Below are 19,220 nucleotides of genomic sequence, written 5' to 3'. Positions count from 1 at the left end.
TGAGACTGAGAGGATGACACCGACCCTGACGCGCCGGGGCAGCTATTGGATCACCACCTTCGGCTGCCAGATGAACAAGGCGGATTCCGAGCGGATGGCCGGGATTCTCGAAACCATGGGTTATGCCCCTGGAACCGATGAGCACAGCGCTGATCTGGTGCTCTACAACACCTGCACGATCCGCGACAACGCTGAGCAGAAGGTCTACAGCTACCTGGGCCGCCAGGCCCAGCGCAAACGCCTCAATCCCAATCTCACCCTCGTGGTGGCCGGCTGCGTGGCCCAGCAGGAGGGTGAGAGCCTGCTGCGGCGGGTGCCCGAACTCGATCTGGTCATGGGCCCCCAGCACGCCAACCGCCTGGGCATCTTGCTGGAGCAGGTGGAGAGCGGTCAGCAGGTGGTGGCCACCGGCGAGCATCACATCCTTGAAGACATCACCACGGCCCGCCGCGACAGCGCGGTCTGCGGTTGGGTGAATGTGATCTACGGCTGCAACGAGCGCTGCACCTATTGCGTTGTGCCGGCGGTGCGGGGTCAGGAGCAGTCGCGAACCCCCGAGACGATCCGCCAGGAGATCGAAGCCCTGGCGGCTCGGGGCTACCGCGAAATCACCCTGCTGGGCCAGAACATTGATGCCTACGGTCGTGACTTGCCCGGCATCACTGCCGAGGGTCGGCGTCAGCACACGCTCACCGACCTGCTCCATCACATTCACGACGTCGAAGGGATCGAGCGCATCCGCTTCGCCACCAGCCACCCCCGCTACTTCACCGAACGGCTGATCGACGCCTGCGCCTCGCTGAGCAAGGTGTGCGAACACTTTCACATCCCTTTTCAGAGCGGCGATGACGCCCTGCTCAAGGCAATGGCGCGCGGCTACAGCGTCAGCCGCTACAAGCGGATCATCGAGCGCATCCGCCAGCAGATGCCCGATGCGGCGATCAGTGCCGACGCGATTGTGGGCTTTCCGGGCGAATCCGAGGCCCAGTTCCGCGCCACCATGGACCTGGTGGAGGAGATCGGCTTCGACCTGCTCAACACCGCCGCCTACTCGCCGCGCCCCAACACCCCTGCCGCCACCTGGCCAGGACAGGTGAGTGAGGCCGTCAAGGTGGAGCGGCTCCAGCAGCTCAATGCCCTGGTGGAGAGTGAAGCCCGCCGGCGCAGTGGCCGTTACCTGGGCCGCCGCGAGGAGGTGCTGGTGGAGGGGAGCAACCCCCGCGATCCCTCCCAGCTGATGGGCCGGACCCGCACCAACCGGCTCACCTTCTTCCCGGCAACTCAAACAGGCGGGGAAAAGATCTACCAAGCCGGTGATCGGGTGATGGTCCAGATCGAGTCGGTGCGGGCTTTCTCGCTCAGCGGCCTGGCCGTGCGCTGAGCCCTGCCCCTGGGCAGAACCCCGATCGCTGATACGTTTGGCGCCGATCCGGCCCTTCCCTTGCGTATGCCCCGCTCCCCCCGCTGCCTTGGCTTGGTGTTCGGGGGTGTCTCAGGTGAGCATGCCGTGTCGATCCGATCGGCGATCACCGTGATCGGCGCCCTGCGCAGCGGCCCCAATGCCGCGCGCTATGAGGTGAAGCCTTATTACATCGACCAGCGGGGCCATTGGTGGCCTCCCGCCCTTGCCGAGGTGGTGCTGGGCCAGGGCGTGCCGGCCACGGCTGCCGATCTCCCGGCGGCTCCGCAACGGGATGGCTTCCAGGGGCTCCCCGAGGGAGCGCTGGATGTGGAGGTCTGGTTTCCGGTGCTGCATGGCCCCAATGGCGAAGACGGCACGATCCAGGGCCTGTTCAAGCTGATGCAGGTGCCGTTCGTGGGCTCCGGGGTGCTCGGCTCGGCGGTGGGCATGGACAAGCAGGCGATGAAGGCCGCCTTCGCCGCCGCCGGATTACCCCAGGTCCCCTATGCGGCGGTTCAGGCCGCTGAGCTTGAGGCCGAACCTGAACAGCTGCTGGGCAGGCTGGAGCGTCAGCTCGGCTATCCCTGTTTCGTCAAGCCGGCCAACCTGGGCTCCTCCGTGGGAATCAGCAAGGCCACAGACCGCCGCTCCCTGCTGGAGGGCCTGCGAGAGGCGGCCCGCTTCGATCCCCGTCTGGTGGTGGAGCAGGGGGTAACGGCGCGGGAACTCGAATGTGCGGTGCGCGCGAGCGGGCCAGGCGCCGCAGCAACGTGGCAAGCGTCGGTGGTGGGTGAAATCTGCTTCGAGGCCGACTGGTACGACTACCAGACCAAATACACCGCTGGCTTGAGCCGCACGCTGATCCCAGCCCGCTTGCCCGCTGGAATTCAGGCGGAACTGCAACGACTGGCGATCCGGGCCTGCCAGGCGGTGGCGGCGGCGGGGCTGGCCAGGGTCGACTTTTTTTACGATGAAAGCGCTGAAACCCTCTGGCTGAACGAAATCAACACGCTGCCGGGCTTCACCAGCCAGAGCATGGTGCCGATGCTGTGGGAGGCCAGCGGTGTATCACTTGTGGATCTGGTGCACCAGTTGGTCGAGGCGGCGGGAGACTATGGGTTCCGCATGGTTGAAGAGGCGTTGGCGCCATGAGTCACGGCTTGCTCTGGTTGCCCCTGCTGGTGGTCTTTGTGATGCTCACCGCCCTTGGCTGGCTGGAGCGCCGCCGGCAGCGCCTGTTCCGCTGCTGGGCTGAAGGCTCTGAGCTCGCCAAACTTGATGGCTGCGGCGCCGCCCGGCTGCTCGATGGCGTGCTCACCTGGAGCAGCTTCGAGGCCGGCCAGCTCAAGCCCCAGGGCAGTTTTGTGATCAGCAAGCTCGAATTGCTGGAGTTGATGGCCCTCGGCTCTGGTGACGCGCCGCTCACCGAAGAAAGCCAGGGCAGTTGCCGCCTGCGCCTGGTCGGCAATGGCGAACAGAAGGATCTGGATTTCTCCGATGCTGATCGAGCCAGACGTTGGATGGATGATCTGATGGCGCGCTCCCGTTGTGAGCTGTGAGTCCAACGTCTCCAAAGTCCCCAACCCCCCCAAAGCCCCTAGCTCCCGGTGTGGAGCGCAGGCGGCAGCTGCGCGATCAGCGCCGCCGGGAGCGGCTCAACAACCTCTGGAGATTGGCCCTCTTTTCGGCCTGTGCGGCTGGTCTCGGCTACGGACTACTCCGCCATGGCTGGAGCCTGCGCGGTCCTGAGCAGGTGAACGTGATCGGCAGCCAGCAGGTGAGCCGTGATCAGGTGGTAGAGGCCGCTGGGCTGCAATTCCCCATCCTGCTGCTCAACCTCCAACCCAAGCAGTTGCAGCAGAGGCTGGCGGCGGCGCTGCCGGTGGAGAACGTCGAGGTTGAGCGGCTGATGCTGCCTCCTCGGTTGCGGATCGATCTGGTCGACCGCCAGGCCGTCGCACGGGCGCAGCGGGGAAAGGGCGCTGGTCTTGAGCGGGGCTACGTCGATCGTCTGGGCAATTGGATGAGCCTGAGCCACCAGCAGGTCGCCCTCACCAGGACCAGTCCGCAGCCGATGGTCTCGGTGCTGGGCTGGCAGGAGTGGCACCGTCCGGCGTTGGCCCAGATCCTGGAGCGGCGCAACAGCCTGGGCAGCCCACTGCAAGAGATCCGTTTCGAGCCGAATGGCCATCTTTTGCTGCGGACCAAGGCGCTGGGCCAGGTGAGATTGGGCCCGGCCGATGCCCAGCTCCTGCGTCGCCTTGAGCTGATGCATCACCTCACCGGGGAGCTGCCAGGCCAACTCAAGGGCCGAACCATCCAATCGATTGATCTGAGTGATCCCGACAAGCCGGAACTGGGCCTGCCGGCTGCCCCCGCCAAGGAGGCTGCCAAGGGTTCCACCGGGACCGTTACGGCCGGGACCAATTGACCGGTCATTGTTCTCGAATCAGGCTTCCAAGCAAAAGTGATCGTTTAAACAGATGGGGTTTCACGTTTGACATACATAATGCTACCGAAGCCGAATGGATGAGGGTTCTTCGTGGAGACTGCACCTGACGCCAATACCACCTCCACTTACCCAGATTCTCTGCACTTTTCCGTGACCACACCCTCCCACTCCCCTTCTCCCAGCAGCAACGGCATCGTGCCCAGCCAGACCGCGCGGATCGAAGTGATCGGGGTCGGCGGCGGCGGCAGTAACGCGGTCAACCGGATGATCGCCTCCGATCTCGAAGGGGTGGGCTACAGGGTTCTCAACACCGATGCTCAGGCGCTGCTGCAGTCGGCGTCCCAGAAGCGGGTGCAGTTGGGCCAGAAATTGACCCGGGGGCTTGGAGCCGGTGGCAACCCGGTGATCGGCCAGAAGGCGGCGGAAGAATCGCGCCCCGAATTGCTGGCGGCGCTTGAGGGCGCTGATCTGGTCTTTATTGCCGCCGGAATGGGTGGCGGCACGGGCACAGGAGCGGCACCGATCCTCGCCGAAGTCGCCAAGGAGTGCGGCGCCCTCACCGTTGGCATCGTCACCAAGCCGTTCAGCTTCGAGGGGCGCAAGCGCCAGAAGCAGGCGGAGGAAGGCATTGCCAGGCTGGCTGAGCATGTCGACACCCTGATCGTCATCCCCAATGACCGGCTGCGTGATGCGATCGCCGGTTCGCCTCTGCAAGAAGCGTTCCGCGCCGCCGACGACGTGTTGCGTCAGGGTGTGAAGGGCATCAGTGACATCATCACCAAACCCGGCCTGGTCAACGTTGACTTTGCCGATGTGCGTTCGGTGATGACGATGGCCGGCACAGCCCTGCTGGGCATTGGCGTGGGTTCAGGCCGCTCCCGTGCCACCGAAGCGGCCCAGGCCGCGATGAGCAGCCCGCTGCTGGAATCAGCACGAATCGATGGGGCCAAGGGCTGCGTGATCAACGTCAGCGGTGGCAAGGACATGACCCTGGAGGACATGACCAATGCCGCCGAGGTCATCTACGACCTGGTTGATCCCGATGCCAACATCATTGTTGGCGCCGTGGTGGATGAAAAGCTCGAAGGTGAGATTCACGTCACCGTGATTGCCACCGGCTTTGAAAGTGGCATTGCCTACAGGCACCAAGACAACGTCACCTCCAGTTTCGCCAGCCCCAAGCCTGCTGCTCTGACCCAACCCGCCGGCGATCAACGGGGTGCCAAGATCCCTCCCTTCCTGCTGAACCGCCAGACCCGCACCGAGGACGAGTGACCCGGAGCTTCGGGGCCGGCCATTCCCTACCTGCTGACCGTGCAGCTGCGTTGTGTGCGGCTGGATTTCGTTGGCCTTGCGTTGGCATGCCACAGATTTGACCTTCAAGGTCAACGTCCTGAAGTCAGCCAAGTTGCAAAAGGGGTGACCCGGAGCCGACGCCTGCCTGGAGCATCCCGTGTGGCTGCTCCCTTCCGGTTCTGACCAGATTTGGGCGTCCCGGCCGCATCGGTCCGAGTCGAAGCGATGATAGCAAGCCTGATTAGAAGCCCTGCCTGTCGTGCCGATCCGTCCCGGTGATCTCATCGAGCGCAAACAGGCGGGGCAACCGATCCGGCTGCTGACCGCCTGGGATGCGCTCTCGGCGGCCTGGGTGGAGGAGGCAGGCGCTGAGGCGCTGCTTGTGGGTGATTCGCTGGCGATGGTGGCGCTGGGTCACCCCACCACCCTGCCGGTGACGCTCGACGAGATGATTCACCACACCCGCGCCGTGGCCCGGGGCCTGAGCCGAGCGCCCGGTCAGCAACCCCTGCTGATCTGCGATCTGCCCTTCCTGAGCTATCAGTGCGGGCCTGATCAGGCTGTGGCGGCAGCCGGAAGGGTTCTTAAGGAGACGGCGGCGGCGGCCGTGAAGCTGGAGGGGGCTGAACCGGAAACCCTTGTGGTGGTTGATCGCCTGGTGCGTAGTGGCATCCCGGTGATGGGGCACCTCGGCTTGACTCCCCAGTCGGTGCATCGGTTCGGCTATCGGCGCCAGGCCAACGACCCGATCAGCCAGGAGCGCTTGTGCTGCCAGGCCGAGGATCTGCAGGCGGCGGGCTGCTTCGCCCTGGTGCTCGAACATGTGCCTGCGGAGTTGGCTGGCCGGCTGCGGCGGCAGTTGGCGATCCCTGTGATCGGCATCGGAGCCGGTGACGACTGCGACGGCCAGGTGCGGGTGACCGCCGATCTGCTCGGGCTCGGCAGCCGCCAGCCTCCGTTCAGCCCGGCCCTGATCGATGGTCGTGGTCTGGCGATCGAGGCGCTTCAGAGGTGGGTGCGGGCCCAGAACGCTCATCCCACCAGCCCAGCAACTCCCGCAGCACCGCATTGCTGAGGGCCAGGCCAGTCGGGTCACTGAGGCGCCAGCGGTCCCCCTCAATCAGCAGCAGGCCCTCTTCAAGGAACGGCTGCAGCCGCTGCCGCAGCGAGGCCAGTGCGCGGCGGCTGAGGCCGTAGTCGATCGCTATCTGCCCCATCGCCACCCCTTCGCGCCGGCGCAGGCCCACCATCAACAGCTCATCAAACGGTAGACCTAGCTCAGAAGCGCTCTGCTCAGGCGTGAGGCCTGGCGTCGGGCCCGGCTCGGCCTGGCTGGTTGCTCGGTTGGTTGCTTCGCTCAGCCATTCCCCATAGGCGGCCCGGGTTCGTGGCCTGGCCAATCGCCGTCCGTAGGGGGCCGAGGTGGCTCCCAGCCCGAAACCCCACCAGCCTGCCCCGCTCCAATACACCCGGTTGTGGCGTGAAACATGGCCGGGCCTGGCGTAATTGGAGATTTCGTAGTGGCCGTAGCCCGCCGCCTTCAGCCGCTCGGAGGTGAGTGCCATCAGGTCAGCGCCGAGGTCGGAATCGGGCAGTGGCAACGCGCCACGCTTTTGGCGCCAGGCGAACACGGTGCCGGGTTCGACGATCAGGTCGTAGATCGAAAGGTGGGGGGCGTCAACGGCCACGGCCTGGCGCAGCTGGTTGTGCCAGTGGTTCAGGTCCTGTTGGGGCAAGCCCTGGATCAGGTCGAGGCTCCAGCTGCCCAGCGACCCCTGCCGCTGCGCCTGGGCCAGCCAGCCGGCGGCTTCAAGCAGGTCGGCGCGCCGGTGGCGGCGGCCCAGCGTCTCCAGCACGGCGTCATCGAAGCTCTGCCCCCCCAGGCTGACGCGGTTGACGCCCGCGGCCAGCACGCCGGTGAGGCGGCGCTGATCGAAGCTGGCCGGGTCCATTTCCATGCTGATCTCCGCACCGGCAGCAAGGCCGAACTGGCAGTCCAGGCGGCTGAGCAAGGCGCCGATCTGCTCGGGGGTGAGCAAGGAGGGGGTGCCACCGCCCAGGTACACGGTGGAGAGGGGCGGCCCTGATGGGGCACTGCTGATCTCCCAGTGCAGCAGCGGAAGGTAGGCGGCGATCGAGTTGGAGTGGGCGCCGTCGGCTTTGTCTCCGAGGGGGACCACCGCGAAGTCGCAATAGAAGCAGCGCCGCTGACAGAAGGGGATGTGCAGGTAGGCGCTGCGGGGTTCACGCATGGGACGCGGGCCGGCCGCGGGCAACGGTATGGAAATCCGAGCAAGGCAAATCGACCGGAATCGGCCATGCTGCAGCTTCTGAGCAACGGTCAGCCCAGACCAACCCATGGTGGACCCGCTGATCCTGCTGTTGTTTCTGATCTCCGGCGCTGCCACCGGCTGGCTGGGCGTCGACCTGCTGCCTGCTGGGTTGCTGGATCAGGTCACGAACCTGGAGGGCCTGCGCTGGGTGCTGGCTGGCTTCGGCGCCTTTTTCGGCCTGTTGGCCGGATTCTTCTTTCAGCTGTTGCGCCGCCGACTGATGCGGCAGGTGCGGGCGATGCCCACCGATCTGCTGGTGAGCCGGGCAGTCGGACTGATCATGGGCCTGCTGGTGGCCAACCTGCTGCTGGCCCCGATCCTGCTGTTGCCGCTTCCCTGGGAGGTGATTTTCGTGAAGCCCCTGGCGGCGGTGCTCAGCAACGTCTTCTTCGGGGTGCTGGGTTACAACCTGGCCGAGGTGCACGGACGCACCCTGCTGCGCCTGTTCAACCCCGCGAGCACCGACGCCCTGCTGGTGGCCGAAGGGGTGTTGAAACCCGCCAGCGCCAAGATCCTCGACACCAGCGTGATCATTGATGGCCGCATCCGTGGGCTGCTCGATTCGGGCCTGCTGGAGGGCCAGGTGATCGTGGCCCAGGCCGTGATCGACGAACTCCAACAGCTGGCCGACTCCAGCAACAACGAAAAACGCGGCAAGGGCCGCCGTGGCCTCAACCTGCTGGCGGTGCTGCGTGAGCGCTACGGCCGCCGCCTGGTGGTGAACAGCACCCGCTACGAAGGGAATGGCGCCGACGACAAGTTGCTCAAGCTGACCGCCGATACGGCCGGCACCCTGCTCACCGCCGATTACAACCTGGCCAAGGTGGCTGAGGTGCAGGAACTCAAGGTGATGAATCTGAGCGCCCTGGTGATCGCCCTGCGGCCAGAGGTCCAACCCGGCGATGCCCTGCAGCTGAAGATCGTGCGCGAGGGCAAGGAAGCCGATCAGGGGGTCGGATACCTGGAGGACGGCACCATGGTTGTGGTGGAGGCGGCCCGCAAGCGGATCGGCCAACGGCTGCCCGTCACCGTGACCGGAGCCCTGCAGACCTCGACCGGCCGCATGGTCTTTGCCCGCTGCGATCCAGACGTTCCCAAGGAGGGGGCTGTGGTTCGGCCCACAGCTGGCCCCCGCTAGGCTCGGGCCTGATGTTGAACGTTGAGACCTGATGTCGGTGTCGGCCCCTTACTACGGCGATTCGGCAGCGATGCGCACACCGCCGCCGGATCTGCCGTCGCTGCTGTTGAAAGAGCGAATCGTCTATCTGGGTTTGCCACTCTTCTCCGACGACGACGCCAAGCGCCAGATGGGCGTGGATGTGACCGAGCTGATCGTCGCGCAGATGCTCTATCTGGAATTCGACAATCCCGAGAAGCCAATCTTTTTCTATATCAACTCAACCGGGACGAGTTGGTACACCGGCGATGCGATCGGGTTTGAAACCGAAGCCTTCGCCATCTGCGACACGATTCGCTACGTCAAACCCCCCGTCCACACGATCTGCATCGGCCAGGCGATGGGCACCGCCGCCATGATCCTCTCGGCCGGCGCCAAGGGCCACCGCGCCGCCCTGCCCCACGCCTCAATCGTGTTGCACCAGCCCCGCTCCGGCGCTCGCGGTCAGGCCAGTGACATCCAGATCAGGGCCCAGGAGGTGCTGCACAACAAACGCACCATGCTCGACATGCTCTCGGAGAACACCGGCCGCAGCGCCGAGCAACTCAGCAAGGATTCCGATCGGATGACCTACCTCACGCCGCCCGAGGCCCTGGAGTACGGCTTGATCGATCGGATCTTGACCAGCCAGAAGGAACTTCCAGCGCCGGTGGCCGGCGCGGCCTGACGGCCTACCTACTGCCTTTCCCTTCCCTCCCGTTCCACCTACCCCACTTCCAGCACCATGCCCATCGGCACCCCCAGCGTTCCTTACCGTCTGCCCGGCAGCCAGTACGAGCGTTGGGTCGACATCTACACCCGGCTGGGTGTAGAGCGCATTCTCTTTCTCGGCCAGGAAGTCAACGACGGGATTGCCAACAGCCTGGTGGCCCAGATGCTGTATCTGGATTCCGATGACAGCAGCAAGCCGATCTACCTGTACATCAATTCTCCGGGTGGTTCGGTCACCGCCGGTCTGGCGATCTTCGACACCATCCAGTACGTCAAATCGGAGGTGGTCACCATTTGCGTCGGTCTGGCGGCGAGCATGGGCGCCTTTCTCCTGGCGGCCGGCACCAAGGGCAAGCGGGTGGCCCTGCCCCACAGCCGGATCATGATCCACCAGCCCCTCGGTGGCACCAGCCAACGCCAGGCCAGTGACATCGAGATCGAAGCCCGCGAGATCCTGCGCATGAAGGACATGCTCAACCACTCGCTCGCCGAGATGTGCGGCCAGCCCGATGAGAAGGTTGCCAAGGACACCGATCGCGACTACTTCCTCAGCGCCGCCGAAGCGATGGAGTACGGCCTGATCGATCGGGTCATCGCGCACCCCAGCGAAGCCTGAGGGCGGGATCGGCCCAACCGTAGGATCCGCCTCTGCCCTGCCCGATCAGCCGGATGGCCCAGCTCTTCTACGACACCGACGCCGACCTCAGCCTTCTGAACGGCAAAACCGTTGCCATCATTGGCTACGGCTCCCAGGGCCACGCCCACGCCCTCAACCTCAAGGACAGCGGCGTCAGCGTTGTGGTGGGGCTCTACGAAGGCAGCCGCTCGGTGGAGAAGGCCAAGGCGGATGGTCTTGAGGTGCTCAGCGTCGCCGAGGCTTGTGCCAAGGCGGACTGGATCATGGTGCTGCTCCCTGATGAGACCCAGAAATCGGTGTACGCCGCCGAGATCGCGCCGCACCTGAGCGCCGGCAAGGTGCTCAGCTTCGCCCATGGTTTCAACATCCGCTTCGGCCAGATCGTTCCTCCCGCCGATGTGGACGTGGTGATGATTGCGCCGAAGGGTCCTGGACACACCGTGCGCTGGGAGTATCAGAACGGCCAGGGCGTTCCAGCACTGTTCGCCATTCACCAGGACGCCACGGGCCAGGCCCGCGGTCTGGCGATGGCCTATGCCAAGGCGATCGGCGGCACCCGCGCCGGCATCCTTGAAACCAATTTCAAGGAAGAAACCGAAACCGATCTCTTTGGTGAGCAGGCGGTGCTCTGCGGAGGCCTGAGTGAGCTGGTGAAAGCCGGCTTCGAAACCTTGGTGGAAGCGGGCTATCAGCCCGAGCTGGCCTACTTCGAATGCCTGCACGAGGTCAAGCTGATCGTTGATCTGATGGTCAAGGGCGGCCTCACCGCCATGCGCGATTCGATCTCCAACACCGCCGAATACGGCGACTATGTGAGTGGCCCTCGCCTGATCACGGCGGAGACCAAGGCGGAGATGCGGCGCATTCTTGTTGATATCCAGGACGGCACCTTCGCGAAGAATTTCGTGGCCGAATGCGAGGCCGGCAAACCGGCGATGACCGCAGCCCGCCAGCGTGATTCCCAGCACCCGATTGAGCATGTCGGCAAGGGGCTGCGCTCGATGTTCAGCTGGCTCAAGACCACCTGATCGGATCCGCGCACCCTGCCCTGCTCCCCTGGCTTGCCGTCGCCGTGGCCTGCCTGCTCGATCGGCTGATCGGCGACCCGCCGGGCTGGCTGCATCCGGTTCAGGTGATGGGCTGGTGGATCGCCGTTTTGCGCCAACGGGCCGAGGCCTGGGCAGGTGATCAGCCTTGGCGCCTACGGCTCGCCGGTGGCCTGATCACCGTGCTGCTGGTGGGCGGAAGTGGCGGCCTGGGTTGGGCCCTGGAATCCCTGGCTCGCTCGCAGCCTCTGATCGGCCAGCCGCTGCTGTTGCTGGCCCTGGCCAGTTGCCTGGCGGGTGAAAGCCTGGATCGGGCCGTGCGAGGCGTTCTGGCGGGTCTGGCTGGCCGCAAGGCTGGGGCTGACAAGGCTGGGGCTGCCAGCGATGGGCCAAGCGAGCATGGGCTGGAGCGGGCCCGTGCTCGCTTGGCCTGGATCGTCGGCCGCGATGTGGAGAATCTTGATGGGGCCGGCATTCTGCGGGCAGCGGCGGAAACGGCCGCCGAGAACGGCGTGGATGGATTGTTCGCTCCCCTGTTCTGGATGCTGGTGGGGGCTGGGCTGGGGGGATTCGGCCTGTGGGGAGTTGGTCTGTGGGGAGCAACCCCAAATCCGGGCGAAGGTTTCCTGCCAGGGCCACTCACGCTGGCCTGGGCCTACAAGGCCTCCAGCACCCTCGATTCGATGCTGGGCTATCGCCGCGGAAGGTTGCAGTGGCTCGGCACGGCCGGCGCTCGCCTCGATGACCTGCTCACCTGGTTGCCCTGCCGGTTCGTGGCCCTGAGCCTCCCCCTGGTCAGCGGCCGGGGCCTGCAGGCGTGGGGACAGGTGGGATGTGCGTTTCGGGAGGGCCGCAGTGACCCTTCCCCCAATGCCGGCCTTTCCCAGGCGGCCTATGCCCAGGCGGCCCAGGTGCAGCTCGGAGGGGTCAATCACTACCGGGGAGAACGTCGCCTCAAGCCGCTGCTTGGCGTCGGATTCGCGGCGGTCGATCAAGCCGGGGTTGAGAGGATCCTGTCGTTGAACAAGCGACTGGAAGTGGCTTGGTTGTTGATGGCCCTGGCCCTGGCGCTCCTCGCTGACAGGGTTCTGGCTCAGTAGGCGCCCCTGTCCATGGGCAACAGGATCACTCCGATGGTGCGGATGATGATCGTGAGATCGAGCCAGAAGGTCTGGCGTCTGGCGTAGCTGACATCAAGCCTGACCCGGCTCGGGTAGGAGAGGTTGTTGCGACCGGACACCTGCCAGAGGCCGCTGAGGCCAGGCCGGACCGCCAGCACCGTATCCATCTGGTCTCCGTAGCGTTCGAGCTCGGCTCTGACGATCGGCCTAGGCCCGACCACACTCATTTGTCCCCTGAGCACGTTGAGGAACTGGGGAAGTTCATCAAGGCTGGAGCGGCGCAGGAACCGGCCGATGGGCGTGATGCGCGGATCGGCCTTGAGTTTGAAGTCTTTCTTGAACTCGGCGGAAAGTCCGGGGGATTGCTCCAGAAGCGCGTGCAGGATGCGATCGGCGTCCGGACGCATGGTTCGGAATTTGATGCAGCCGAACTCTCTGTAACTGCGCCCGACCCGCCGCTGGACGTAGAACACCGGCCCCGGTGAGCTGAACTTGACCAGAATGGCCAACAGCAGAAACAAAGGGCTGCCCAGCCCAAGCACCGCCAGGGACAACAACAGATCGCCTGTTCGCTTGATGACCCTCGAGCGCTTCGACTGCGCCTCGATCAGCGCGTGGGCCGGGACAACAGCACGGCCTGATGGCTCGCTGGCGGGAAACGCCGCCGTTGGATTCAGGGCTGGACGAACCAACGGGGTGTAAACGGTGGACGTTGCCAACAGGGCCACCACTCCAGAGGCTTGCTCGCGCGGGTTCGGCCGAAGTGGGTTGGGCTGGTGAATGGTTACAAGCTCGCCGACATGCTCAAACTGTAAAAATCATTTCCCGCTTCCACCAGCGGCGAAGGTCACTCAGGCCAGAGGCACAGAGGCTTCAGGCCAGGGGGAAAGGCAGGGCGGTGCGGTTGTTGCCTTGGTCTTCAACATGCTGGTCCCAGTAACGCTCCAGCAGGACCCTCAGCCGGTCGCGGAATCGCTCAGGGCTGAATTGGGCGGCCCAGCGCTGCTGCTCTTCAGCAGGCAGCCGCTTCCAGAGCTGTCCCTCTTCGAAGAAAGACAGGGCCTCGACGAGGGCCGTGCTGGTCTGCTGGCCAAACAACAGTCCGGTCGGTTGGCTGGCGCCGCTGGCCAGGCAGCGAACGCTGTCGAGCAGTCCGCCCTGTCCCAGGGCGATGACCGGGGCACCGGCGGCCATGGCTTCCACGGCGGCGATTCCGAAATCTTCCAGCCCGCCATAGACGTAGGCGCGGCAGCGACCCATCAGTTCGTTCACCTGCTCGGTGGAGCGATGGCCCAGAAAGGTCACAGTGGGGCCAGCCATGGCCTCAAGTCGCCGTCGCTCCGGTCCCTCACCGACAACGATCAAGGGAAGTCCGCTGCGGTTGAACGCCTGCACCACCAGGTCAACGCGCTTGTAGGGCACCAACCGGCAGACCGAGAGGTAGTACTCCTCCCGTGGCAGATCCCAGCGGAATCGCTCCACATTCACCGGGGGATGGAGAACCTGAGACGGGCGCCCCCAGCAGCGCTGGATCCGCCGCGCCGTGAAGCGCGAGTTGGCGATCAACCGGTTCGGGCGCCGACTGCTGATCACATCCCACTGGCGCAACTGGTGCAGTTGCCAGCGCACCCAGGGACCAAGCGGGCCGCGGGCGACCGCCGAACCCGCCAGGTAGGCGTGCATCTGGTCCCAGGCGTAGCGAACCGGCGTGTGTACATAGCTGACATGCAACTGGTCCGGTGCGGTGAGGATCCCCTTGGCCACCAGATGGCTGCTGCTGATCACCAGGGGGTAGCCAGAGAGGTCGAGCTGCTCGATCGCCAGCGGCAGCAAGGGCAGGTACTGCTGTACATGGCTGCGGCCCCAGGGCAGGCGCTGCACGAAGGAAGTCTGGATTCGGCGGCCAGCCAGCCAGCTTTCAGGCCTGCGGCTCTCCCCATCCACCAGAGCGAACAGCTGGGGGTGGAGCAGCTGGTCCAGCTCCCGCACAACCTGTTCGGCCCCACCCACCGAACGGGGCGTGAACCATTCGTGCACGAGGGCGATGGAGCTGGGCAGGGCAGGCATTTCGGCACCGTAGAGGGCGCCAGAAGGGCGCGCACGTCACGAATGCTCTCAGCTGATTGCGTTCCTGCTCTCTGATCCGGATGCTGAACGCAGCTCGTGCCCACCATGGCGATTCGCGAACTCCTGGAGGATGCCCTCGATGAACCATCGATCGGCCTGACCAGCTGCTTCAGCTGGCATGCCACCTCGGTCGGCATCGCCGCCCTCTGGCTGGCCGGCAAGGCTCCGGCCCAACCTCCCTTTGAGGAGGCCCTGCAGGAAGGCCTGCAGGTGGGCCTGGATCTCAGCCGTGAGGAACGGGAATTTCACCAGATCCCCAAGGGTCTGGTGCTGCTGTTCCATTCCTGAAGCCCCGCCGGCCAGTACGGCCTCGCTGCACGGGGATGGAAGACTGAGCCGTCTTGAGTGGCTGCAGACGATGGCGGACCGCAACTTGAGCCCCGGCCCTGACAACACCCAACCGACAGCCAGCCCTGCAGTAGCCAGCCCTGCAGCCCGGGTCTCCCTCTGGGCGAGTAAACCCTGGTGGTGCCAGCCCTGGACGATCCTGACCACAGGCATCGTCATCAGTGGCTCAAGTTGGCTTCTGCTCCAGCGTTGGTGGATCACACTGCCTGTGGTGCTGGCCGTTCTGGCCTGGTGGTGGTTGTTCCTCGTCCTGGTGCCCGCAGGGGCGGAAGCAGCGGCGCCTTCAGAGCTGACCGAGTGAATTGGTGGCCATGCCAACAACACAGCATCGACCGATTCGCTTCAGTAGGGTCAATGGGGCTACAGGACCCCTCAGGACCAGCTTTGATTCGCCGTAGCCATGTTCCTCGCATGGCCACTGTCCTCACTTTCGCCAAATTGTTCTTGAGTTGTTTCCGAGCCGTTTCAGCCATCCTTGAGTCATGACCCATGAGCTATGAGCCCGGTACCAGCGAGTGCCGGTTGTTGATCGACAGCAAGGCCCAGATCGAAACGGTGCTGGCCAATCTCTCCCGATTGGAGAACACCGACCACATCAGGCTGCAGTTGCTTGCCGTCTACAACCAGCTGGAGGGGTTGCACGACCTCAGGCGCTCCAAGCTTCCTGTGGGATCGGCTTCTTCAGGGGTCGACACGGATGGAAACGCCTGAGGAAGGCCTCCATGGGCATCGGGCCGCAGCGCCGTTTCCAGCCCGGACCTTCCAGCTCACGCCCCCAGGCGGAAATTCTCAGGGGGCATGTCCCTCCCAGCCGGTAGACGATCAAGTAGCGGTAGTCGCACTCGGCGCAGTCCGCAGGCGAGGGAACCGGTTCTCCCTGGCGCTGGCAGCGCAGGAACCCCGCCACCAAGCCTGCCGCTCCGAAGGCCATGGCGTCACGATCGGTTGAAGCGGCGGCCAGCCGCAGGGCCGCCGCAGCCGGGTAGCCCCCGTCACCGAGATAGAGATGGAGCGGTGCCCAGTCTGGAAAGCCAAGAAAGGAGAAGACGGCACAGGTAGCCACGGCAGCGAACAAATGGTGAATCACCCCGTCAGTGCCCCCTGCGTATCAACCTGGTCCTTCCCGTCGCTCCTGTCTTGTTCGTGGTGGCTCGCCTGATGGCTGCACTGTTCGCGGCCTATGCCGTGAGCGGATCGGTCCGTGCCGACCTCGGCAGCCTGCTTCGGGTGGGTCAGCCGATCGTTGAGGCCGATCGCCACCTGCGGGCCAAGGGCTGGCGTCCAGCGCCTCAGCGTCGACCCGATGCCCTCGACCGCGAGCGTGCTGGCAACACCCTGGCCAGCCTCAGCGCCTGTTCCGGCGGCGCCCCGGTCTACTGCCGCTACGACTACCGCGGTCCCAACGACCGCCGTGATGGGACTGGCTCTGATGGGACTGCTCGCCAGAGCCAACTTGTTGTGATTACCTCGGACACGGCCACAGAGGTTCAGGGCATGGCCAAGGCCAAGGTGGTGCGCTGGAGCAACGAAGGCCCCCAGGGAGGGCGCTGGGGACTTTGCCAGCAGGAAGCCGATCAGCCGCTGCTGCCCTGCGAGGGACGTTGATCCGGGTGTCTCGTTGATCCAGATGTCTCGTTGATCCGATGACTCACAGATAACGTTGCTGTCGCTGCCCTTTACCGGATGGATCTCAAGAACGACAAGCGACCACCCTGGCTGAACTGGCTCTTCCTGCTGATCTTTCTTTGGAGCAGCTGGCAATTGGCGGGATTTTGGTTTCAGCAACTCGGCTGATCGACGCGTTAGCAGGAGTGAAGGCTTTCAGCAGAAAGGCAGCCTGTCAGCAAGGAGGAACTGGTGGGATCGACCCAGGTTCATCGCCGTTCTCCAGGGCCTGGGTTAACTGACCCAGCAGCACCGAGGCCGCCTCTGGCCGGCTGAGGCCATGGGCGGAGGCGGCTTCCACCCACTGCCGACAACGATGGATCAGGTCGCGAAGGCCAGCCGCTTCACCGCGCAGGGCGTCGAAAGCCTTGGTTAGTTCCAACTGGCCGGGGCTTTCTGCCATGCCGCTGACGATGTACTGACGACCATCGCTGCCGGAATAGATCAAGGAACCAGCCGGCCCGCGCAGCGGGGCCGTGGCCGGGATGGCGGGGCGATCGGCGGAATCAGACTCGGCCATATCAGAGATAGGCGTTGGGAACGTAGAACTGCTCGTTCATCGGTGGCCGCTGGTAGTCACCCCCACTCTTGCGGGGCGGCAGCTCGATGGCCTCAGGAGTCATGTCTTCATAGGGGACCTTGCTGAGCAGGTGGCGAATGCAGTTGAGGCGGGCGCGACGCTTGTCATCAGCTTCAACGGTGAACCAGGGAGCTTCGGGAATGTTGGTGTGGGCAAACATCTGGTCCTTGGCTTTGGAGAATTCCAGCCAGCGATCCCGCGATTCAAGATCCATCGGGCTCAACTTCCAGCGGCGGGCTGGGTCGTCGATCCGCGATTGAAAACGCAGTTCCTGTTCTTCATCACTAACAGAGAACCAGTATTTGAGAAGAACGATGCCTGAATCGACCAGCATTCTCTCAAATTCAGGACAGGATTTCATGAACTGTTCCACCTGCTCTTCCGTGCAGAATCCCATCACCCGCTCCACACCAGCGCGGTTGTACCAGCTTCGATCGAAGAGAACCATTTCACCGGCTGAAGGGAAATTCTCCACGTAGCGCTGGAAATACCATTGAGTCTTCTGCTGATCCGATGGGGTGCCAAGGGCAACAACTTTGCAGCCGCGGGGGTTCATCGGTTCGGTGATCCGTTTGATCGTTCCCCCTTTCCCGGCGGCATCGCGCCCCTCGAACAGCAGGATCATGCGAAAGCCGGTGTGCTTGATCCAGTACTGCATCTTCACTAACTCGACTTGGAGACGCTCGAGTTCTTTCTCATAAAACTTCTTGGAGAGCTTCTCCCGTCGGCCGTTGGATGGTCCTTCCTCGATATCATCCAGCAGGGTCGATGGGTGATAGCGGTCGTTGAGAACAAGGCCCGCCAGTGCTGCGGCGGAGCTGGACGGCTCGGTTGATCCCCCCTTCTTTCCCTTCGACTTTTTGTGATGCTTGCCCTTACCCATCGCGTCAGTCCTGATTGGATCAGTCTGGCCCACCTTTAAGCGGCCTCTTGGCCCTTGACTGCTCAATTGATACCGATTTCAAGCCCCCTGGCGCTTTGCTGCCGGCGGGCAGCTCGATCGAGTGGCCGGTGAGGCTGACGCAAAAGCCCTGCTCCGCCCCCCCAGGCACGGCACCGACGCCGAGCTTCAGCTCGCCCCCGTGCGCGCGGGCCACCCGTTGGGCGATCGCCAGACCCAATCCACAGTGACCATGGCCGCCACGGGCCACGTCAAGACGCTGAAAAGGCATCAGCGCCTGGGAACGCTGGTCTTCGGCGATGCCTGGCCCCCTGTCCCAGATCTGCAACTCGAAGCCATCCTTCTGCCAGGGGAGCAGGCGCAGGAGTACAGGCGGTTGGCCATAGCTGAGGGCATTGTCGACGAGATTGGCGACGGCCCGGCCCAGGGCAATCGGCTGAATCGAGGCCGTCACGGCGGCCAGATCCAAATCGAGGGGCTGGCCGTCGTAGCGGGCCGCCAACTCGGCTAGGACTTCGTGCAAAGGAACCTCCACGGCCGGCTCGCTGCTGCCGCCACCGGCAAACAACAGGAACTGGCCGGTGATCCGCTCGAGATCATCCAGGTCTGCTTCCGCCTTGCTGCGTCCCTCTGCCGACAGCCCTGCAGCCGGCAGCAAAGACAGCCGCAAGCGCAGGCGGGTCAGGGGTGTCTTGATGTCGTGGGCGATGCCGGCCAGCATCGTGGCCCGCTCCTGCTCACTGTTGGAGAGGCGCTCGAGCATGGCGTTGAAGTGGCGGGCCAGGCGCCGCACCTCCGGAGCCCCACGCTGGGGCAGGGGGTTGGGCTCGCGGACGAGGCCGACGCGGCCGAGGGCTTTCTGGAGTTGCTGCAGCGGCCGTTGCACCTCCAGCAACAGGAACAGGGCGCCGGCCACGACGCTGCCGCTGATCAGCGAGAGGGTGGCCAGCAAGGGGTCGGGTGGCCAACCCAGCTGGGGCCGGATTCCGGCGTAGAGCCAGACCGGCTCCAGCGGCGAGGCCAGTTCGATCCAGACGCCCCGGGCCGTGCCGTGGGTGGGAACGACCTGGGGGCAGCGCGGCAAGCGGCGACAGAGTTCGAGCTTCAGTTGCGCCGCCTGCCGGTTGAGTGTGTTGTCGGAGTTGCGGCCGAGAAAGCCGCGTTGTTGGTCAGAAGCTGGTGGGATGCCCACCCCCAGCTGCAGACCACTGAGCTGGGAGACGGCAGCGGGCGGAAAGCGTTCCAAGGCCAACTCGGAGAGGCGCAGGTTGAGGGCCACCTGGGGGCCCATCTGCGCCACTTGGGCCTGGCCGATCCGGGCCCCCAGCAGGGCTTGGAGCACCAAAAGACTGAAAGCCCAGCCACCCAGAAAAAACACCCCCAATCGCAGCCACAGGGCTACAGGTCGAAAGGAGGACGCCATG

22 protein-coding genes and 1 other RNA gene are annotated in these 19,220 nt (G+C 64.7%); 15 read left to right on the top strand and 8 right to left on the bottom strand.

Features of this window, described 5'->3' with window-relative positions; genetic code table 11:
• Positions 1-13: 13 nt before the first annotated feature.
• From miaB to ftsZ, 5 genes are all read left to right on the top strand, one after another.
• Entirely contained in the window at positions 14-1,381 is a 1,368-nt protein-coding gene (gene miaB / locus ACXMDM_RS13565; protein WP_071801900.1) for a tRNA (N6-isopentenyl adenosine(37)-C2)-methylthiotransferase MiaB, read from the top strand.
• Positions 1,382-1,447: 66 nt separating this feature from the next.
• On the top strand, positions 1,448-2,554 hold the full coding sequence (locus tag ACXMDM_RS13560) for a D-alanine--D-alanine ligase family protein (protein WP_071799990.1): 1,107 nt from the start codon (positions 1,448-1,450) through the stop codon (positions 2,552-2,554).
• A complete protein-coding gene (locus ACXMDM_RS13555; RefSeq protein ID WP_259723192.1) occupies positions 2,551-2,961 on the top strand; it encodes a hypothetical protein in 411 nt (136 codons plus the stop codon). The genes ACXMDM_RS13560 and ACXMDM_RS13555 overlap by 4 nt, the downstream gene beginning before the upstream one ends.
• Before the next feature lie 50 nt (positions 2,962-3,011).
• On the top strand, positions 3,012-3,833 hold the full coding sequence (locus tag ACXMDM_RS13550; protein WP_259723193.1) for a cell division protein FtsQ/DivIB: 822 nt from the start codon (positions 3,012-3,014) through the stop codon (positions 3,831-3,833).
• Between the two features lie 171 nt (positions 3,834-4,004).
• Positions 4,005-5,129, top strand: coding sequence for a cell division protein FtsZ (ftsZ, locus tag ACXMDM_RS13545; RefSeq protein WP_071799987.1), 1,125 nt, complete (start codon positions 4,005-4,007; stop codon positions 5,127-5,129).
• Between the two features lie 143 nt (positions 5,130-5,272).
• On the opposite strand, the gene ffs is transcribed toward ftsZ, so the two are convergent.
• An RNA gene (gene ffs / locus ACXMDM_RS13540) (signal recognition particle sRNA small type) lies at positions 5,273-5,369 on the bottom strand.
• A 46-nt stretch (positions 5,370-5,415) separates the two neighbouring features.
• Between ffs and panB the strand changes: the two genes are divergently transcribed.
• Positions 5,416-6,225 carry a 3-methyl-2-oxobutanoate hydroxymethyltransferase gene (gene panB, locus ACXMDM_RS13535; protein ID WP_071801899.1) on the top strand — a complete coding sequence of 270 codons (810 nt, stop codon included), beginning with the start codon at positions 5,416-5,418 and terminating at the stop codon, positions 6,223-6,225.
• Here the strand turns inward: panB and hemW are convergent.
• Positions 6,110-7,402 (bottom strand): radical SAM family heme chaperone HemW, encoded by a 1,293-nt coding sequence (gene hemW / locus ACXMDM_RS13530; protein ID WP_071799986.1) that lies wholly within the window; start codon positions 7,400-7,402, stop codon positions 6,110-6,112. The genes panB and hemW overlap by 116 nt on opposite strands.
• 106 nt (positions 7,403-7,508) lie before the next feature.
• Here hemW and ACXMDM_RS13525 point away from each other — a divergent pair, with 106 nt between their 5' ends.
• Genes ACXMDM_RS13525 through ACXMDM_RS13505 form a run of 5 tightly spaced genes read left to right on the top strand, consistent with a single transcriptional unit; the run spans position 7,509 to position 12,154 of the window.
• Positions 7,509-8,621: a PIN/TRAM domain-containing protein gene (locus tag ACXMDM_RS13525; protein ID WP_071799985.1), complete on the top strand. Its 1,113-nt coding sequence runs from the start codon at positions 7,509-7,511 to the stop codon at positions 8,619-8,621.
• A 31-nt stretch (positions 8,622-8,652) separates the two neighbouring features.
• Positions 8,653-9,327: an ATP-dependent Clp protease proteolytic subunit gene (locus ACXMDM_RS13520; RefSeq protein ID WP_071799984.1), complete on the top strand. Its 675-nt coding sequence runs from the start codon at positions 8,653-8,655 to the stop codon at positions 9,325-9,327.
• Between the two features lie 57 nt (positions 9,328-9,384).
• On the top strand, positions 9,385-9,987 hold the full coding sequence (locus tag ACXMDM_RS13515) for an ATP-dependent Clp protease proteolytic subunit (protein ID WP_071799983.1): 603 nt from the start codon (positions 9,385-9,387) through the stop codon (positions 9,985-9,987).
• 53 nt (positions 9,988-10,040) lie between these two features.
• Positions 10,041-11,036 (top strand): ketol-acid reductoisomerase, encoded by a 996-nt coding sequence (gene ilvC / locus ACXMDM_RS13510; RefSeq protein ID WP_071799982.1) that lies wholly within the window; start codon positions 10,041-10,043, stop codon positions 11,034-11,036.
• A 44-nt stretch (positions 11,037-11,080) separates the two neighbouring features.
• Positions 11,081-12,154 (top strand): CobD/CbiB family cobalamin biosynthesis protein, encoded by a 1,074-nt coding sequence (locus tag ACXMDM_RS13505; protein ID WP_233831002.1) that lies wholly within the window; start codon positions 11,081-11,083, stop codon positions 12,152-12,154.
• Here the strand turns inward: ACXMDM_RS13505 and ACXMDM_RS13500 are convergent.
• Entirely contained in the window at positions 12,148-12,786 is a 639-nt protein-coding gene (locus tag ACXMDM_RS13500) for an undecaprenyl-phosphate galactose phosphotransferase family protein (protein ID WP_499570433.1), read from the bottom strand. The two genes, ACXMDM_RS13505 and ACXMDM_RS13500, sit on opposite strands and share 7 nt — an antisense overlap.
• Before the next feature lie 262 nt (positions 12,787-13,048).
• Positions 13,049-14,242 (bottom strand): glycosyltransferase, encoded by a 1,194-nt coding sequence (locus ACXMDM_RS13495; RefSeq protein WP_071799980.1) that lies wholly within the window; start codon positions 14,240-14,242, stop codon positions 13,049-13,051.
• A 105-nt stretch (positions 14,243-14,347) separates the two neighbouring features.
• Between ACXMDM_RS13495 and ACXMDM_RS13490 the strand changes: the two genes are divergently transcribed.
• The 3 genes from ACXMDM_RS13490 (at position 14,348) to ACXMDM_RS13480 (ending at position 15,361) form a co-directional block, all read left to right on the top strand.
• On the top strand, positions 14,348-14,590 hold the full coding sequence (locus ACXMDM_RS13490; protein ID WP_071799979.1) for a DUF8674 family protein: 243 nt from the start codon (positions 14,348-14,350) through the stop codon (positions 14,588-14,590).
• A gap of 70 nt (positions 14,591-14,660) precedes the next feature.
• Positions 14,661-14,951, top strand: coding sequence for a DUF6737 family protein (locus ACXMDM_RS13485; protein ID WP_071799978.1), 291 nt, complete (start codon positions 14,661-14,663; stop codon positions 14,949-14,951).
• 188 nt (positions 14,952-15,139) lie between these two features.
• Positions 15,140-15,361, top strand: coding sequence for a hypothetical protein (locus tag ACXMDM_RS13480; protein ID WP_071799977.1), 222 nt, complete (start codon positions 15,140-15,142; stop codon positions 15,359-15,361).
• Here the strand turns inward: ACXMDM_RS13480 and ACXMDM_RS13475 are convergent.
• The gene (locus ACXMDM_RS13475; protein WP_071801897.1) at positions 15,297-15,713 is read right to left on the bottom strand and encodes a hypothetical protein; all 417 of its coding nucleotides are present in this window, start codon (positions 15,711-15,713) and stop codon (positions 15,297-15,299) included. The two genes, ACXMDM_RS13480 and ACXMDM_RS13475, sit on opposite strands and share 65 nt — an antisense overlap.
• A gap of 95 nt (positions 15,714-15,808) precedes the next feature.
• On the opposite strand from ACXMDM_RS13475, the gene ACXMDM_RS13470 reads away from it, so the two are divergent.
• A complete protein-coding gene (locus ACXMDM_RS13470; RefSeq protein WP_145536622.1) occupies positions 15,809-16,255 on the top strand; it encodes a hypothetical protein in 447 nt (148 codons plus the stop codon).
• 235 nt (positions 16,256-16,490) lie between these two features.
• Here ACXMDM_RS13470 and ACXMDM_RS13465 read toward each other — a convergent pair whose 3' ends face one another.
• Genes ACXMDM_RS13465 through ACXMDM_RS13455 form a run of 3 tightly spaced genes read right to left on the bottom strand, consistent with a single transcriptional unit; the run spans position 16,491 to position 19,219 of the window.
• A complete protein-coding gene (locus ACXMDM_RS13465) occupies positions 16,491-16,835 on the bottom strand; it encodes a hypothetical protein (protein WP_071799975.1) in 345 nt (114 codons plus the stop codon).
• Between the two features lies 1 nt (position 16,836).
• Complete coding sequence (ppk2, locus tag ACXMDM_RS13460; RefSeq protein WP_071799974.1) at positions 16,837-17,778, bottom strand: polyphosphate kinase 2; 942 nt, start codon at positions 17,776-17,778, stop codon at positions 16,837-16,839.
• A 19-nt stretch (positions 17,779-17,797) separates the two neighbouring features.
• Positions 17,798-19,219: an ATP-binding protein gene (locus ACXMDM_RS13455; RefSeq protein WP_071799973.1), complete on the bottom strand. Its 1,422-nt coding sequence runs from the start codon at positions 19,217-19,219 to the stop codon at positions 17,798-17,800.
• Position 19,220 lies beyond the last annotated feature (1 nt).

This window comes from Synechococcus sp. CS-603 (assembly GCF_977929215.1).
The sequence above is the reverse complement of the archived record's forward strand: the minus strand, read 5'-3'. Positions and strand labels throughout refer to the sequence as shown.

Excerpts from the sequence above, each read along its gene's own strand:
- miaB (WP_071801900.1), top strand. The coding sequence starts at position 14 with ATGACACCGACCCTGACGCGCCGGGGCAGCTATTGGATCACCACCTTC.
- ACXMDM_RS13560 (WP_071799990.1), top strand. The coding sequence starts at position 1,448 with ATGCCCCGCTCCCCCCGCTGCCTTGGCTTGGTGTTCGGGGGTGTCTCA.
- ACXMDM_RS13555 (WP_259723192.1), top strand. The coding sequence starts at position 2,551 with ATGAGTCACGGCTTGCTCTGGTTGCCCCTGCTGGTGGTCTTTGTGATG.
- hemW (WP_071799986.1), bottom strand. The coding sequence starts at position 7,402 with ATGCGTGAACCCCGCAGCGCCTACCTGCACATCCCCTTCTGTCAGCGG.
- ACXMDM_RS13525 (WP_071799985.1), top strand. The coding sequence starts at position 7,509 with ATGGTGGACCCGCTGATCCTGCTGTTGTTTCTGATCTCCGGCGCTGCC.
- ACXMDM_RS13520 (WP_071799984.1), top strand. The coding sequence starts at position 8,653 with ATGTCGGTGTCGGCCCCTTACTACGGCGATTCGGCAGCGATGCGCACA.
- ACXMDM_RS13515 (WP_071799983.1), top strand. The coding sequence starts at position 9,385 with ATGCCCATCGGCACCCCCAGCGTTCCTTACCGTCTGCCCGGCAGCCAG.
- ilvC (WP_071799982.1), top strand. The coding sequence starts at position 10,041 with ATGGCCCAGCTCTTCTACGACACCGACGCCGACCTCAGCCTTCTGAAC.
- ACXMDM_RS13495 (WP_071799980.1), bottom strand. The coding sequence starts at position 14,242 with ATGCCTGCCCTGCCCAGCTCCATCGCCCTCGTGCACGAATGGTTCACG.
- ACXMDM_RS13490 (WP_071799979.1), top strand. The coding sequence starts at position 14,348 with ATGGCGATTCGCGAACTCCTGGAGGATGCCCTCGATGAACCATCGATC.
- ACXMDM_RS13485 (WP_071799978.1), top strand. The coding sequence starts at position 14,661 with ATGGCGGACCGCAACTTGAGCCCCGGCCCTGACAACACCCAACCGACA.
- ACXMDM_RS13480 (WP_071799977.1), top strand. The coding sequence starts at position 15,140 with ATGAGCTATGAGCCCGGTACCAGCGAGTGCCGGTTGTTGATCGACAGC.
- ACXMDM_RS13470 (WP_145536622.1), top strand. The coding sequence starts at position 15,809 with ATGGCTGCACTGTTCGCGGCCTATGCCGTGAGCGGATCGGTCCGTGCC.
- ACXMDM_RS13465 (WP_071799975.1), bottom strand. The coding sequence starts at position 16,835 with ATGGCCGAGTCTGATTCCGCCGATCGCCCCGCCATCCCGGCCACGGCC.
- ppk2 (WP_071799974.1), bottom strand. The coding sequence starts at position 17,778 with ATGGGTAAGGGCAAGCATCACAAAAAGTCGAAGGGAAAGAAGGGGGGA.
- ACXMDM_RS13455 (WP_071799973.1), bottom strand. The coding sequence starts at position 19,219 with ATGGCGTCCTCCTTTCGACCTGTAGCCCTGTGGCTGCGATTGGGGGTG.